Origin of the sequence: Citrobacter sp. JGM124 (assembly GCF_018257795.1) — a bacterium.
In the GTDB taxonomy this organism is placed as follows: Bacteria; Pseudomonadota; Gammaproteobacteria; order Enterobacterales; family Enterobacteriaceae; genus JGM124.
In genome coordinates, this window is the sequence record NZ_JAERJD010000010.1 from 72,531 (window position 1) to 86,291 (window position 13,761).

General features: G+C 47.8%; 14 protein-coding genes. 8 read left to right on the plus strand and 6 right to left on the minus strand.

Annotation, left to right across the window (positions count from 1 at the left end):
* Window positions 1-44: 44 nt before the first annotated feature.
* A complete protein-coding gene (gene murA / locus JK154_RS14650; RefSeq protein WP_211993301.1) occupies window positions 45-1,307 on the plus strand; it encodes a UDP-N-acetylglucosamine 1-carboxyvinyltransferase in 1,263 nt (420 codons plus the stop codon).
* 677 nt (window positions 1,308-1,984) lie between these two features.
* On the opposite strand, the gene sfsB is transcribed toward murA, so the two are convergent.
* Window positions 1,985-2,314, minus strand: coding sequence for a DNA-binding transcriptional regulator SfsB (sfsB, locus tag JK154_RS14655; RefSeq protein ID WP_211993302.1), 330 nt, complete (start codon window positions 2,312-2,314; stop codon window positions 1,985-1,987).
* A 245-nt stretch (window positions 2,315-2,559) separates the two neighbouring features.
* A complete protein-coding gene (ispB, locus tag JK154_RS14660; RefSeq protein ID WP_211993303.1) occupies window positions 2,560-3,531 on the minus strand; it encodes an octaprenyl diphosphate synthase in 972 nt (323 codons plus the stop codon).
* 261 nt (window positions 3,532-3,792) lie between these two features.
* Here ispB and rplU point away from each other — a divergent pair, with 261 nt between their 5' ends.
* From rplU to cgtA, 4 genes are all read left to right on the plus strand, one after another.
* Complete coding sequence (rplU, locus tag JK154_RS14665) at window positions 3,793-4,104, plus strand: 50S ribosomal protein L21 (protein ID WP_211993304.1); 312 nt, start codon at window positions 3,793-3,795, stop codon at window positions 4,102-4,104.
* An 18-nt stretch (window positions 4,105-4,122) separates the two neighbouring features.
* Window positions 4,123-4,380: a 50S ribosomal protein L27 gene (gene rpmA / locus JK154_RS14670; RefSeq protein WP_211993305.1), complete on the plus strand. Its 258-nt coding sequence runs from the start codon at window positions 4,123-4,125 to the stop codon at window positions 4,378-4,380.
* Between the two features lie 93 nt (window positions 4,381-4,473).
* The gene (locus JK154_RS14675) at window positions 4,474-5,439 is read left to right on the plus strand and encodes a DMT family transporter (RefSeq protein WP_211993306.1); all 966 of its coding nucleotides are present in this window, start codon (window positions 4,474-4,476) and stop codon (window positions 5,437-5,439) included.
* Window positions 5,440-5,455: 16 nt separating this feature from the next.
* A complete protein-coding gene (gene cgtA / locus JK154_RS14680; RefSeq protein WP_211993307.1) occupies window positions 5,456-6,628 on the plus strand; it encodes an Obg family GTPase CgtA in 1,173 nt (390 codons plus the stop codon).
* Window positions 6,629-6,709: 81 nt separating this feature from the next.
* On the opposite strand, the gene pmrB is transcribed toward cgtA, so the two are convergent.
* From pmrB to dacB, 3 genes are read right to left on the minus strand one after another with little or no spacing between them, the layout of a single operon-like run.
* Entirely contained in the window at window positions 6,710-7,765 is a 1,056-nt protein-coding gene (gene pmrB / locus JK154_RS14685; protein WP_211993308.1) for a two-component system sensor histidine kinase PmrB, read from the minus strand.
* On the minus strand, window positions 7,762-8,424 hold the full coding sequence (pmrA, locus tag JK154_RS14690; protein ID WP_211993309.1) for a two-component system response regulator PmrA: 663 nt from the start codon (window positions 8,422-8,424) through the stop codon (window positions 7,762-7,764). The genes pmrB and pmrA overlap by 4 nt, the downstream gene beginning before the upstream one ends.
* A gap of 2 nt (window positions 8,425-8,426) precedes the next feature.
* Entirely contained in the window at window positions 8,427-9,860 is a 1,434-nt protein-coding gene (gene dacB / locus JK154_RS14695) for a serine-type D-Ala-D-Ala carboxypeptidase (RefSeq protein WP_211993310.1), read from the minus strand.
* 251 nt (window positions 9,861-10,111) lie between these two features.
* On the opposite strand from dacB, the gene greA reads away from it, so the two are divergent.
* Window positions 10,112-10,588: a transcription elongation factor GreA gene (greA, locus tag JK154_RS14700; RefSeq protein WP_211993311.1), complete on the plus strand. Its 477-nt coding sequence runs from the start codon at window positions 10,112-10,114 to the stop codon at window positions 10,586-10,588.
* Window positions 10,589-10,691: 103 nt separating this feature from the next.
* Here the strand turns inward: greA and yhbY are convergent, their stop codons facing one another.
* Window positions 10,692-10,985, minus strand: coding sequence for a ribosome assembly RNA-binding protein YhbY (yhbY, locus tag JK154_RS14705; RefSeq protein ID WP_211993312.1), 294 nt, complete (start codon window positions 10,983-10,985; stop codon window positions 10,692-10,694).
* A 127-nt stretch (window positions 10,986-11,112) separates the two neighbouring features.
* Between yhbY and rlmE the strand changes: the two genes are divergently transcribed.
* Complete coding sequence (rlmE, locus tag JK154_RS14710) at window positions 11,113-11,742, plus strand: 23S rRNA (uridine(2552)-2'-O)-methyltransferase RlmE (protein ID WP_211993313.1); 630 nt, start codon at window positions 11,113-11,115, stop codon at window positions 11,740-11,742.
* A 56-nt stretch (window positions 11,743-11,798) separates the two neighbouring features.
* Window positions 11,799-13,727 carry an ATP-dependent zinc metalloprotease FtsH gene (ftsH, locus tag JK154_RS14715; RefSeq protein ID WP_211993314.1) on the plus strand — a complete coding sequence of 643 codons (1,929 nt, stop codon included), beginning with the start codon at window positions 11,799-11,801 and terminating at the stop codon, window positions 13,725-13,727.
* Window positions 13,728-13,761: the final 34 nt, after the last annotated feature.

A 13,761-nucleotide genomic window follows, 5' to 3' on the forward strand; every position in this document is an offset into this window, starting at 1 on the left:
ATAAGTTGATGGCCACTATTTTGATTTAAAAGAGAACAGTTGCAATGGATAAATTTCGTGTGCAGGGGCCTACCCAGCTCAGTGGAGAAGTGACCATTTCCGGGGCCAAAAATGCCGCGTTACCGATCCTCTTCGCCGCATTGTTAGCTGAAGAGCCTGTTGAAATTCAGAACGTACCCCATCTTAAAGATATTGATACCACAATGAAGTTACTTAGCCAGCTAGGTACTAAAGTGGAACGTAATGGCGCTATTTTTCTTGACGCCAGTAAGGTCAATATTTTCTGTGCCCCTTATGATCTGGTAAAGACCATGCGTGCCTCTATCTGGGCATTGGGGCCTTTAGTGGCACGTTTTGGACAGGGGCAGGTCTCCTTACCCGGAGGTTGTGCCATTGGTGCTCGGCCTGTAGATCTCCATATTTCGGGCCTTGAGCAGTTAGGTGCCGAAATTAAACTGGAAGAGGGCTATGTCAAAGCTTCCGTTGAAGGGCGTCTGAAAGGGGCACATATTGTAATGGATAAGGTGAGCGTTGGGGCCACTGTCACCATTATGAGTGCGGCAACTCTGGCGGAAGGAACGACGGTCATCGAGAATGCGGCCCGTGAACCTGAAATCGTCGATACTGCGAATTTCCTTAACACACTTGGGGCAAAAATCAGTGGTGCCGGGACTGACCGCATTACCATTGAAGGCGTCACCCGGTTAGGCGGGGGGGTCTATCGTGTATTGCCTGACCGTATTGAGACCGGGACCTTCCTGGTGGCTGCGGCAATTTCTGCGGGTAAAATTGTATGCCGCAATGCACAGCCTGATACGCTTGATGCTGTGCTGGCGAAGCTGCGTGAAGCGGGTGCAGACATTGAAACCGGTGATGACTGGATAAGCCTTGATATGCATGGCAAACGTCCAAAGTGTGTCAGTGTTCGCACGGCCCCACATCCAGGCTTCCCTACTGATATGCAGGCACAATTCACGTTGCTGAATCTGGTTGCGGAAGGGACTGGTGTCATCACTGAAACCATTTTTGAAAATCGTTTTATGCATGTGCCTGAACTGATTCGTATGGGGGCACACGCCGAGATTGAAAGTAATACCGTGATTTGTCGTGGTGTTGAAAAACTTTCTGGTGCCCAGGTGATGGCGACAGACTTACGCGCTTCAGCGAGTCTGGTGCTGGCCGGGTGCATTGCCGAAGGAACCACTATTGTTGATCGAATTTATCATATCGACCGTGGTTACGAATGCATTGAGGATAAACTCCAGGCCCTGGGTGCGAACATTGAGCGTATCAGCGGTAATGAATAATCCTGCATTGCAAGTTTGGGCTTGCCTGGACTGAATAATGGATATAGTAAAGAGGGGGAGTGTTTCACACTCCTCTTTTTTATGCCCGAACTGAGTATTATGCTGTTGTTATACACATTGATATTTTATTTTTATTGTCATCAGGGATGGGGCGTTCGTGAAAGGTGTTTTTATTCCCGGTTTAATTGCCTTTAAATATGTTTCTGATAACAGTATCGCGCTTACAGTTAATCATTAGTATGAGTGCTATGCATTTTATGACAGCGTAATATCTTCACAATGGATATATTGCATCTTGCTGTTTTTAAAGTTATTTTAATCTTCCTGAGTACATTTCGTGGCTGGATTCTGATACTGACTTTTTCAGTAATCAACATGTGATTATTTTTGTTAGTAAGTACAATATTATTATATTAATAAACAGACCAATAATAACTGACAGCTGTCTGCTGTGAATATATCCTATGAATAGGAACGATTTTTTATTTTCCTTATTTTTATAACATATAGTGATATATGTCCTGATTAAGGATAAATCATCGTGCATAAAAATATAATATTACCCAATCGCTTAGGGGGATAACAAAAGCATTGTTATCCCCCCTTAATGGGCGCATCGCACCGGCCTGTGACTGTTTAGCTTAAGGCTAGTAAATTGCGTTATTGTGCTGACTGACTCAGCGTGGTGTGTCGTCTTCGCGGGCTATTTCGCTGACGTTTTGGGCGTTCAGCATACTGAGAGTACGAACTTTGCGAATGTGCAGCGTTCTGTCAATAAACTCATTGGTTCGTGAGTCATGGTAGCGTGATGGCCAGATAAGCCATGGCCTGATCCCCAGTACATCGGCGATAATCAATTCACCTTTGGGCCAGGGGCGCGTTAGCGTATTGGCGAGTGTTGATGAGCTTAGTCCTGCTTTACGTGACTCAGCGGCCAGTGATGTCCCTTTTTTCCTTAAACCAGCCACAATATCTGCCGGGTGCCAGTCCACATGTTGACTTGTCATAACTTCTCCCTGTGAGTATCACTATACTTAAATATTGCCAAATAACGATGGCTGTCAGGGACAGTTATAACACGAAAACATCCAAATGCTTTTTGTAAATATCTGGAGTGATTAAATCTGTGGCATTTCACGCAAATTGCTATGCAATCGATGAAAATAAAGGGTGTTAGCGACGAAGATTGTAATAATTGAATTATTTATTGGAAGCTTTAACGCGCCATGAGGCGCGTTAAAGCGAGCAGGAATTAGTGGTCTCGTTGCACTGACATATGAGCCAGGGCAATCAATGCTTCACGGTAGGGGGTATCAGGAATAACAGCCAGGGCAGCAATCGCTTTGTCTGCTTCTTCTTCTGCACGCCGCTGTGTCCACTCCAGAGAGCCACAGGTTGCCATGGCCTCCAGTACAGGCTGCAGCAAATGCCGCCCGTTACCCTGTTCAATCGCCTCTCGGATCAGCTGAGATTGTTCAGGTGTACCATGACGCATTGCGTGGAGTAGCGGCAGTGTTGGTTTGCCCTCATTGAGGTCATCACCAATACTTTTTCCCAGTGTCTGTCCATCTGAGCTGTAGTCCAGTAAGTCATCAATTAACTGGAAAGCGGTCCCAAGATAACGCCCATAGTCCTGCAACGCCTTTTCTTGCTCTTCATTGGCACCTGCCAGGATGCCGGAACACTGGGATGCTGCTTCAAACAGTCGCGCCGTTTTACTGTAAATAACCCGTAAATAGCTCTCTTCGGTGATATCCGGATCATTGCAGTTCATGAGCTGTAAGACCTCACCTTCAGCAATGACATTAACCGCCTCGGACATCACCTCCAGAACTTTAAGGGACCCAAGCTTGGTCATCATCTGAAAGGCGCGGGTATAGATGAAATCCCCCACAAGCACACTGGCAGCATTACCAAAAGCCGCATTCGCGGTGGCCTTACCACGACGCATATCTGATTCGTCAACAACATCGTCATGTAGCAGTGTCGCAGTGTGTATAAACTCAATCAGTGCAGCTATGTTGATATGGGCTTTACCCTGGTAGCCCAGTGCTCGTGCCGCAATCACAGCAATCATTGGACGGATACGCTTACCGCCACCACTCACAATGTAGTAACCCAATTGATTAATCAGCGAAACGTCTGAGTTCAGCTGTTCCAGGATTGACGCATTTACGTCCGCCATATCTTGCGCGGCTAATTCGTTAATTTTTTCTAGGTTCATCGCAAAAGTCTGGTTTTCGTCCTATTTATTCCGTAATTATACGGCATAACAAGAGGGTGTAGGTGAGATACTGTAGTACAGATTGTACTTAAAATACGAGACAGATAAATGGGGTGGCACAGATTGTACTTTTTTTCTCTGTGGAATAAACAATCGCACTTGTCAAAGCGCCGGGATTTGCGTAATATTCGCGCCCTATTGTGAATATTTATAGCGCAGCCTGAATTCAATGTAAGGCGAGTGCGGAAAGCGGAGTTTTATATGTACGCGGTTTTCCAAAGTGGTGGTAAACAACACCGAGTAAGCGAAGGTCAGACCGTTCGCCTGGAAAAGCTAGACATCGCAACTGGCGAAGCTGTTGAGTTCGCAGAAGTTCTGATGATCGTAAACGGTGAAGAAGTCAAAATCGGCGTTCCTTTCGTTGATGGCGGCGTAATCAAAGCTGAAGTTGTTGCTCATGGTCGTGGCGAGAAAGTTAAAATCGTTAAGTTTCGTCGTCGTAAACACTACCGTAAGCAACAAGGCCATCGTCAGTGGTTCACTGATGTGAAAATCACTGGCATCAGCGCTTAATACAGAGGAGCAGATTAAATGGCACATAAAAAGGCTGGCGGCTCAACTCGTAACGGTCGCGATTCCGAAGCTAAACGTCTGGGCGTAAAACGTTTTGGCGGTGAAGCAGTATTAGCGGGCAGCATCATTGTTCGTCAACGTGGTACTAAATTCCACGCGGGCAGCAACGTAGGTTGTGGTCGTGACCACACTCTGTTCGCACTGGCTGACGGTAAAGTTAAGTTCGAAGTTAAAGGCCCGAAAAACCGCAAATATATCAGCATCGTTGCTGAGTAAGTTTCTCGCGTCCTGATAACGGATGTAAGCCCCGCAATACATTGCGGGGCTTTTTACATTCTGCATCCGAAAAATCATACAGGTATAACGAGCATGAAACAGCAGGCTGGGGTTGGCATTGTTTTAGCGTTAATTACAGCGATGTGTTGGGGTAGTTTACCGATAGCGATGAAGCAAGTGCTGGAAGTAATGGAACCCCCGACGGTCGTTTTTTATCGTTTTTCGATGGCGAGCATCGCGTTGGGCATCATCCTTGCGTTGCGTAAACAACTACCTCCTGTTCGTCTGTTTCGTAAGCCTCGCTGGCTGGTTATTCTGGTCCTTGCGACCGGTGGGTTACTTGGTAACTTCCTGTTGTTTAGTTCTTCTTTGCAATACCTTAGCCCAACAGCCTCCCAGGTAATTGGTCAGTTGTCCCCCGTTGGCATGATGGTGGCCAGCGTGGTGATTCTGAAAGAGAAAATGCGTGGGACGCAGATTGCTGGTGCGGTGATGTTGTTGTGCGGGCTGATTATGTTTTTTAATAACAGCCTGATAGAGATCTTCACCCGCATGACAGATTATACGCTGGGTGTCATCTTAGGTGTTCTTGCCGCGACGGTATGGGTGACCTACGGCGTTGCACAGAAAGTATTATTACGGCGTCTGGCCTCACAACAGATCCTCCTTTTGTTGTATATTTTATGTTCGGTGGCATTATTGCCGCTGGCGAAGCTGGATACCCTGTTCTTATTGAGCGACTGGCAGCTTGCGTGTTTATTTTTTTGTGGTTTGAATACCATTGTGGGTTATGGCGCGCTGGCAGAGGCGATGGCGCGCTGGCAGGCATCACAGGTTAGTGCTCTGATTACACTGACACCCCTGTTTACCCTGCTTTTTTCAGACCTGTTATCCCAGGGCTGGCCCGATTATTTTGCCATGCCTCAGCTTAACCTTTTAGGTTACGTTGGAGCGTTTGTCGTGGTGGCTGGTGCGATGTATTCCGCTATTGGTCACCGCCTTTGGGGACGCCGGCAGAGAGTCGAAGTTATGACCCCAGGACAACGTTCGGACGAATGATTTACGGAGAAGTAAAATGAAGTTTGTTGATGAAGCAACCATCCTGGTGGTAGCAGGTGACGGCGGTAATGGCTGTGTGAGCTTCCGTCGTGAAAAATATATCCCAAGGGGCGGACCTGACGGCGGTGATGGTGGTGATGGCGGTGATGTCTGGCTTGAGGCTGATGAAAACCTGAATACCCTGATTGATTACCGTTTTGAAAAATCATTCCGCGCTGAACGTGGACAAAATGGTCAAAGCCGTGACTGTACTGGTAAGCGTGGTAAAGATGTCACGGTAAAAGTGCCTGTAGGAACTCGTATCATCGATCAAGGCACCGGCGAAACCATGGGTGACATGACCTTGCATGGCCAGAGACTCATGGTGGGTAAAGGAGGCTGGCACGGGTTAGGTAACGCCCGCTTTAAGTCGTCTGTTAACCGTTCACCGCGTCAAAAAACCATGGGGACTCCTGGTGACCAGCGCGAGTTACAGCTGGAGCTGATGCTGTTAGCGGATGTTGGCATGCTGGGAATGCCAAATGCCGGTAAATCCACTTTTATTCGTGCGGTCTCTGCCGCTAAACCGAAAGTGGCTGACTATCCATTTACCACCCTGGTTCCTTCGCTGGGTGTGGTTCGCATGGATCACGAGAAGAGCTTTGTCGTCGCCGATATTCCAGGCCTGATTGAAGGTGCAGCTGACGGTGCAGGTTTAGGGATCCGTTTTCTTAAACACCTCGAACGTTGCCGTGTACTGCTTCATCTGATTGATATTGACCCTATTGATGGTTCTGATCCTGTAGAGAACGCACGGGTTATTATCGGTGAGCTGGAAAAATACAGCACGGATCTGGCGGCCAAACCTCGCTGGCTGGTCTTTAACAAAATCGACTTGATGGACAAAGCAGAAGCTGAAGAGAAAGCTAAAGCGATTGCTGAAGCATTAGGATGGGATGAAAAATATTATCTTATCTCTGCAGCAAGTCAGGTCGGGGTGAAAGACCTCTGCTGGGACGTTATGGCGTTTATTATCGCTAACCCTATCGTGTCTGCAAGTATCACTCAGCAACCTGAAAAAGTTGAGTTCATGTGGGACGATTACCATCGTCAGCAGCTCGACGAGATGGAAGCTGAAGCCGAAGATGACTGGGACGATGACTGGGATGAAGACGACGACGAAGGTGTCGAAATCATTTATCAGAAATAGTCGTCTGGATGAGAAGGGCCGGTTGAACCGGCCTTTTTATCTTTGGTAACGCGAATACGCAGGCATTTTTACTCCGCCGGCTTAAATCTTGCCCGGGAACCAACAGCTGGCTAGCAGGCCGCCACTTTGCTGGCAGTTATCCAGTGTCAGCGAGCCCTGATGTAAATGGATAATACGCTGAACGATATTAAGCCCTAGTCCACTGCCACCATAACGCCTGTCGAGACGCCGGAAAGGCTCTGTCAGATTCTGACGGTGCTGTTCGGCAATACCTGGCCCCTGATCGCTGATCCTGAGCACCACGCCTTCTGCTTGTTCTGATAACGACAGTTGAATAACGCTCTGTTCCGGGCCGTAACGGCAGGCATTCTCTAACAGGTTGCGAAGCATCAGACGTAGCAGTATCGCGTCTCCCTGTGTGTTACAGGCGCTTTTAGCGGGCCAGCTGATAGTTTGCTGGCGCTGAACCGCGAGCTCATCCATTTCCATCCGCAGTGGGCTAATAATATCGTCGCTCCAGTTCAGCGTCTGATAATGGCCACTGACTAAAGCTTGTCCGGCTCTGGCCAGCATGAGCAGTTGTTCAATGGTATGCATCAGTTGGTCTGTTCGCTGTAACAGCATTGGTGCTTGCATCACGCCCTGGTTTACCATCAGCTCCAGATGCAGTTTTATACCCGCAAGAGGGGTTCGTAGTTCATGGGCTGCATCAGCCGTAAACAGGCGCTCTTGTTGCAGTTGGTTGTCCAGTCGCGCCAGCAGCTGATTAAGCCCGCTGGTTACCGCGACAATCTCTTCCATCCGGGAAAACTCAGGGACAGGGGAAAGATTACTCGGTGAACGATGTGCCAAACTGGTTCGTAGATTTTCCAGTGGGCGAGTGATCCAAGTGATAGCCCAGAAAGAAAAAAAGAGAATACAGCTGACCATAACCGCGGAGGGAATAAGCAAAGAAGCGATGGCTTCGCGGATCTCTGTTTTGATCCTCGCATCACTCACTGAATTTGACAGTGCCTGGTTAACTAAAAAAGCGATTTGTTCCTGACTTTCATGCCACAACCACAGGATGCTGGCGATTTGAAAAAACAGTAGAATAAATGCCAGTATCGCAATCAGCCGCCAGCGCATGCTGTTCATGGCTGGCTTTCCAGACGGTAACCAATTCCCCGTATTGTTTTGATTCTCTCTTTACCCAGTTTCCGTCGCAGATTGTGAATATGTACCTCGAGCGTGTTGGAACCGGGATCGTCCTGCCAGCTATAGATATCTTGTTGCAGGGTTTCACGATGGACCGTTTGTCCCAGACGCATCATTAAACGGGTGAGGATTGAAAACTCTTTTGGTGTAATGTCGACAGCTTGATTATCCAGCACCACTTGTTGTGTCTGAAGATTGAGTGTCAGCCCATTATCTTGTAACAGGTTGTCACTTTGCCCTTGATGACGGCGAATGAGTGCCCTGGCACGCGCCTGCAGTTCGATTAAAGCAAAAGGCTTGACCAGATAGTCGTCAGCGCCGGAGTCCAGCCCATTTACGCGATCTTCGAGTGCATCTCGTGCCGTCAAGATTAAGACCGGGCTTTTGATGCCTTGCTGGCGCCAGTGACGAAGCAGAGTGGCACCATCCTGGTCCGGCAAACCTAAATCAAGAATGACCAGGCTGTATTCCGCGCTGCGAATAAACAGGTTAGCCTGGGCCGCCGTTGCGGCGAGATCCAGGACGTAGCCTTCGTGGGCGAGAGCAATAGCCAAGCCTTCTTGTAATAACAGGTCATCTTCGACGATCAACAATTTCATCGTTAATTATTCTGATAAATGTCTTTATAGAGTCGGCTTTCAAAGCGAACCAGAGGTATCCGGCGGTTACGCTGGTCTGCTGGTTCAACAGCATAGCCTGAAAGGTACTGTACGAATGCCAGTTTATTGCCACTAGCACTAGTAATAAAACCCGCCATATTGTACACCCCTTGTAAGGAGCCTGTTTTCGCTGAGACTTTCCCATCCACACCGGCCTGGTGCAGGCCCGCACGATACTGTAGTGACCCATCATACCCGGCTAATGGCAACATTGAGATAATATTGAGTTCACTGTCATTCTGAGCAATATATTGCAGGACTTGTAACATCGTTGCCGGTGCTATCAGGTTATGGCGTGACAGTCCTGAACCATCCACGACGATACTATTTCCCAAATCGATACCGGCTTTTTGGCGCAATAACTGTCGCACCGCATCTGCCCCTGATCGCCAGGTTCCCGGAACCCCAAAGTGTTGATGACCAATGGTTCTGAATACAGTATCTGCAATCATGTTATCTGATTTTTTTAACATGATTTTTAACAGGTCTTTCAGCGGGGGAGAGGCTTTGCTGGCGATAATGGTGCCCGGTTCATTCGGGTCGGTCTGGCGCAACAGGGTGCCGCTATAACGTATACCTGCTTGTTCCAGCTCCTTTTTAACAATAGCCCCGGCATAACCTGCACCATCTTGCACTGCGAAAGCCAGAGGCAATGGTTCATCCCGTTGTGGCATACAACCGGTCAGGGTATAGCGATTTAAATCACCTACGACAACATCCAGTTCACAGTACTGGGTAAGAGGCGAACCTTTTTCCAGGGTTTTAACCTGACTTAAAACGGTAATCGGGTAATAAGAGGCGATCCGTACATGGGCCAAATCGTTTGGCTGTGGGGCACTATACAAGGAGACGGAAAAACAGTTACGGTCGACTATAGCGGCTGAGGGCGGGGCGCTGAAACACTGGGTCATATCATTCCAGGGCCAGCCTGGGCCTTTATCATGGCTGGCGAAGACGGATGTATCGATAAGCAAATTCCCTTTAATTTGCTCTACCCCGGCTTTTTTCAGGGTAGTCACCATATTACGAATATCCTGACGCGTGAGCGTCGGATCACCACTGAATCTCACCACCAGGTCGCCATCTAAAATGTTATTCTGAATGGGCGCTTTGCTTTCAAGCGTCGTGGTAAAACGAAAATCAGGCCCTAACTGTAACAGTGCCGCTAATGCAGTTATCACTTTTTGGGTACTGGCTGGGAGTGCCATCTGCTGGCCGTGATAGTCAATAAGGGGTGAAGAATCACCTACTTTTTGTACCATTAAAGCCAAATTTGCCCCAGCAGGTAACTGTGACAAGTACTCTTCCACATTGGCAGCTTGAACGTTTAGCGCAATAATTGTGGCTAACCCAGTGATAATTCTAGAAAATCGCATAATCTCGTTGTAACGGCCTGTAAACATTATCCTCATACTACGGTGCATCCCAGTGCAAAGTAAACGATGACCCTGGGTTAACTCCAGGGTAAAATGGGGAACAATTTGAAATCTTCTGCTTGGCTGGGGTATTACCTCGGGCCGTTTTGTTTCATTTGTTGGCAGGGATGGGCATATGGACTCAGGCTACGCACTTGGATTGGCGTGGCGCGCTAACTAAATCGCACAGAACCGATTTTAAGAGGTATAAAATGCAAGCTATTCCGATGACTTTACGTGGTGCAGAAAAATTACGTGAAGAGCTAAATTTCCTGAAGTCGGTTCGTCGTCCGGAAATTATCGCCGCTATCGCCGAAGCGCGTGAACATGGTGATTTAAAAGAGAATGCTGAATATCACGCTGCGCGTGAACAGCAGGGTTTTTGTGAAGGGCGCATTCAGGATATTGAAGCGAAACTTTCCAACGCTCAAGTGATCGACATCACGAAAATGCCGAATAACGGTCGTGTTATTTTCGGGGCAACGGTGACAGTGTTAAATCTCGATACTGAAGAAGAGCTGACTTATCGTATTGTTGGTGATGATGAAGCTGATTTTAAACAGAATCTTATTTCTGTTAATTCACCAATAGCACGTGGGCTGGTGGCAAAGGAGTGTGATGATGTTGTTGTGATTCGCACACCAGGTGGTGATGTTGAGTTTGAAATTCTAAAAGTGGAATATTTATAATTTCAACTATGCTTGCTCAATAGCTTGCGTATTGTAAAGATAAGAAAAAGGCCGCTATGCGGCCTTTAATCAACGGGCAGAGCGTGGCATTTTGCACACGTCTTTATTTTGGCAGAGAAACTTTGCGATCTTTAGTCGGACGATAAAGAACAAGCGTTTTTCCGATAACCTGTACATTACAGGCCTTTGTTTCACGTACGATAGCGTCAACGATCAAGGCTTTTGTTTCGCGATCTTCAGTTGCGACCTTCACCTTGATTAATTCATGATGCTCAAGCGCTTGTTCTATTTCGGCCAGTACCCCTTCGGTCAGACCATTATTGCCAAGCATAACGACTGGTTTGAGTGGGTGAGCAAGACCTTTGAGGTGCTGTTTTTGTTTAGTACTAAGATTCATCGTATATTTTTGCTTACGTTGGGATTGAAAACGGTTCATTCTACCGCCATCTCCAGTGTATAGCCAAATTGGCTGTGATGATTTTTACACAGCCTGCCGCTCACGATGAACAACGTTGGATAATGAGATGACAGGTAAAAAGCGTTCTGCCAGCTCCAGTCGCTGGCTCCAGGAACACTTTAGCGATAAATATGTTCTTCAGGCACAGAAAAAGGGGCTTCGCTCCCGAGCCTGGTTTAAGCTTGATGAAATACAACAAAGTGACAAACTTTTTAAGCCAGGAATGACTATTGTTGATCTTGGTGCTGCTCCAGGCGGTTGGTCTCAGTATGTTGTGACTGAAATCGGGAGTCAGGGAAGAATCATCGCTTGCGATCTATTACCGATGGATCCTATTGTTGGTGTAGATTTCCTTCAAGGTGATTTTCGTGACGAGCTTGTGGTTAAAGCTCTGTTGGAACGCGTTGGTGATAGTAAGGTTCAGGTTGTCATGTCCGATATGGCACCGAATATGAGCGGGACACCAGCCGTCGATATCCCCCGCTCAATGTATCTGGTAGAGCTGGCACTTGAAATGTGCCGTGATGTGCTGGCTCCGGGTGGTAGTTTTGTAGTGAAAGTGTTCCAGGGCGAAGGATTCGATGAATACCTGCGAGAAATTCGCTCCCTGTTTACGAAAGTAAAAGTTCGTAAACCGGACTCTTCTCGTGCCCGCTCACGTGAAGTGTACATTGTAGCGACCGGGCGTAAACTATAGTACCCTGACGCTGTTTGTTAACACAGTTGTAATGTGAGGTTAATCCCTTGAGTGACATGGCGAAAAACCTAATACTCTGGCTGGTCATTGCTGTCGTGCTAATGACCGTATTTCAGAGCTTTGGGCCCAGCGAGTCGAATAGCCGTAGAGTGGACTATTCCACTTTCCTGTCGGAAGTGAATCAGGACCAGGTTCGCGAAGTACGCATCAACGGGCGTGAGATCAACGTTACTTTGAAAGACAGTAACCGATACACGACGTACATTCCCGTTAATGACCCTAAACTGCTTGATAACCTGTTAACCAAACAAGTTAAAGTTGTGGGTGAACCACCAGAAGAGCCAAGTTTATTGGCATCGATCTTCATTTCGTGGTTCCCAATGCTATTGCTGATAGGTGTTTGGATCTTCTTTATGCGTCAAATGCAGGGCGGTGGTGGCAAAGGTGCCATGTCGTTCGGTAAAAGTAAGGCGCGTATGCTTACTGAAGACCAAATCAAAACAACCTTCGCAGATGTTGCAGGTTGTGATGAAGCGAAAGAAGACGTAGTCGAATTGGTAGAGTATCTGCGTGAACCGAGCCGTTTCCAAAAATTGGGCGGTAAGATTCCGAAAGGTGTGCTGATGGTGGGCCCACCAGGTACTGGTAAGACATTGCTTGCGAAGGCAATAGCTGGCGAAGCCAAAGTCCCGTTCTTTACTATTTCCGGTTCTGATTTTGTTGAAATGTTCGTCGGTGTGGGCGCATCACGTGTGCGTGACATGTTTGAACAGGCCAAAAAAGCGGCACCTTGCATCATCTTCATCGATGAAATCGATGCAGTAGGTCGCCAGCGTGGTGCCGGTTTAGGTGGTGGACACGATGAGCGTGAACAGACCCTGAACCAGATGTTGGTTGAAATGGATGGTTTTGAAGGTAATGAAGGCATCATCGTCATTGCCGCAACTAACCGTCCTGACGTACTGGACCCTGCTTTATTGCGCCCAGGCCGTTTTGACCGCCAGGTAGTGGTCGGTTTACCTGATGTGCGTGGACGTGAGCAAATTTTGAAAGTGCATATGCGTCGTGTGCCTCTGGCAACTGACATTGATGCAGCCATTATTGCTCGTGGTACGCCGGGCTTCTCAGGGGCTGATTTAGCCAACCTGGTCAATGAAGCTGCACTGTTCGCCGCTCGTACCAATAAGCGCGTGGTATCGATGGTTGAATTCGAAAAAGCGAAAGACAAAATCATGATGGGGGCAGAACGTCGCTCCATGGTGATGACAGAAGCGCAAAAAGAATCCACCGCTTACCATGAAGCAGGGCACGCGATTATTGGTCGTTTAGTTCCGGAGCATGATCCGGTGCATAAAGTGACAATTATTCCACGTGGTCGGGCATTAGGTGTGACTTTCTTCTTACCGGAAGGTGACGCGATTAGTGCCAGTCGCCAGAAACTGGAAAGTCAGATCTCGACACTATACGGCGGCCGTCTGGCAGAAGAGATTATTTACGGTGTGGAACATGTTTCTACCGGGGCGTCCAACGATATTAAAGTTGCGACTAACCTGGCGCGGAACATGGTTACCCAATGGGGCTTCTCCGATAAACTCGGTCCTCTGCTGTATGCTGAGGAAGAGGGTGAAGTGTTCCTGGGCCGCTCCGTTGCTAAAGCCAAACATATGTCTGATGAAACCGCACGGATCATCGACCAGGAAGTGAAGTCACTGATTGAGCGTAACTACGGTCGTGCGCGTCAATTACTGAATGAAAATATGGATATCCTTCATTCTATGAAAGATGCATTGATGAAATATGAAACTATCGATGCTCCTCAGATTGACGACTTAATGGCTCGCCGTGAAGTTCGCCCACCTGCTGGCTGGGATGATGATGCGAAGGCAAAAGGTAACTCTGGCAATAGTAACAATGCTACGCCAAGTACGCCAAATGCCGAGCGTCCATCAGAAGCACCAGACTCTGATAATAAAGTGTCTGAGTAATTGTGACTCGCTCCAGAAGGCTTTTAGGCTGTTC

Coding starts and splice junctions, on each gene's coding strand:
- rlmE (WP_211993313.1), top strand. CDS start 11,113: ATGACAGGTAAAAAGCGTTCTGCCAGCTCCAGTCGCTGGCTCCAGGAA.
- dacB (WP_211993310.1), bottom strand. CDS start 9,860: ATGCGATTTTCTAGAATTATCACTGGGTTAGCCACAATTATTGCGCTA.
- rpmA (WP_211993305.1), top strand. CDS start 4,123: ATGGCACATAAAAAGGCTGGCGGCTCAACTCGTAACGGTCGCGATTCC.
- ftsH (WP_211993314.1), top strand. CDS start 11,799: ATGGCGAAAAACCTAATACTCTGGCTGGTCATTGCTGTCGTGCTAATG.
- JK154_RS14675 (WP_211993306.1), top strand. CDS start 4,474: ATGAAACAGCAGGCTGGGGTTGGCATTGTTTTAGCGTTAATTACAGCG.
- ispB (WP_211993303.1), bottom strand. CDS start 3,531: ATGAACCTAGAAAAAATTAACGAATTAGCCGCGCAAGATATGGCGGAC.
- sfsB (WP_211993302.1), bottom strand. CDS start 2,314: ATGACAAGTCAACATGTGGACTGGCACCCGGCAGATATTGTGGCTGGT.
- pmrB (WP_211993308.1), bottom strand. CDS start 7,765: ATGAACAGCATGCGCTGGCGGCTGATTGCGATACTGGCATTTATTCTA.
- yhbY (WP_211993312.1), bottom strand. CDS start 10,985: ATGAATCTTAGTACTAAACAAAAACAGCACCTCAAAGGTCTTGCTCAC.
- rplU (WP_211993304.1), top strand. CDS start 3,793: ATGTACGCGGTTTTCCAAAGTGGTGGTAAACAACACCGAGTAAGCGAA.
- greA (WP_211993311.1), top strand. CDS start 10,112: ATGCAAGCTATTCCGATGACTTTACGTGGTGCAGAAAAATTACGTGAA.
- cgtA (WP_211993307.1), top strand. CDS start 5,456: ATGAAGTTTGTTGATGAAGCAACCATCCTGGTGGTAGCAGGTGACGGC.
- pmrA (WP_211993309.1), bottom strand. CDS start 8,424: ATGAAATTGTTGATCGTCGAAGATGACCTGTTATTACAAGAAGGCTTG.
- murA (WP_211993301.1), top strand. CDS start 45: ATGGATAAATTTCGTGTGCAGGGGCCTACCCAGCTCAGTGGAGAAGTG.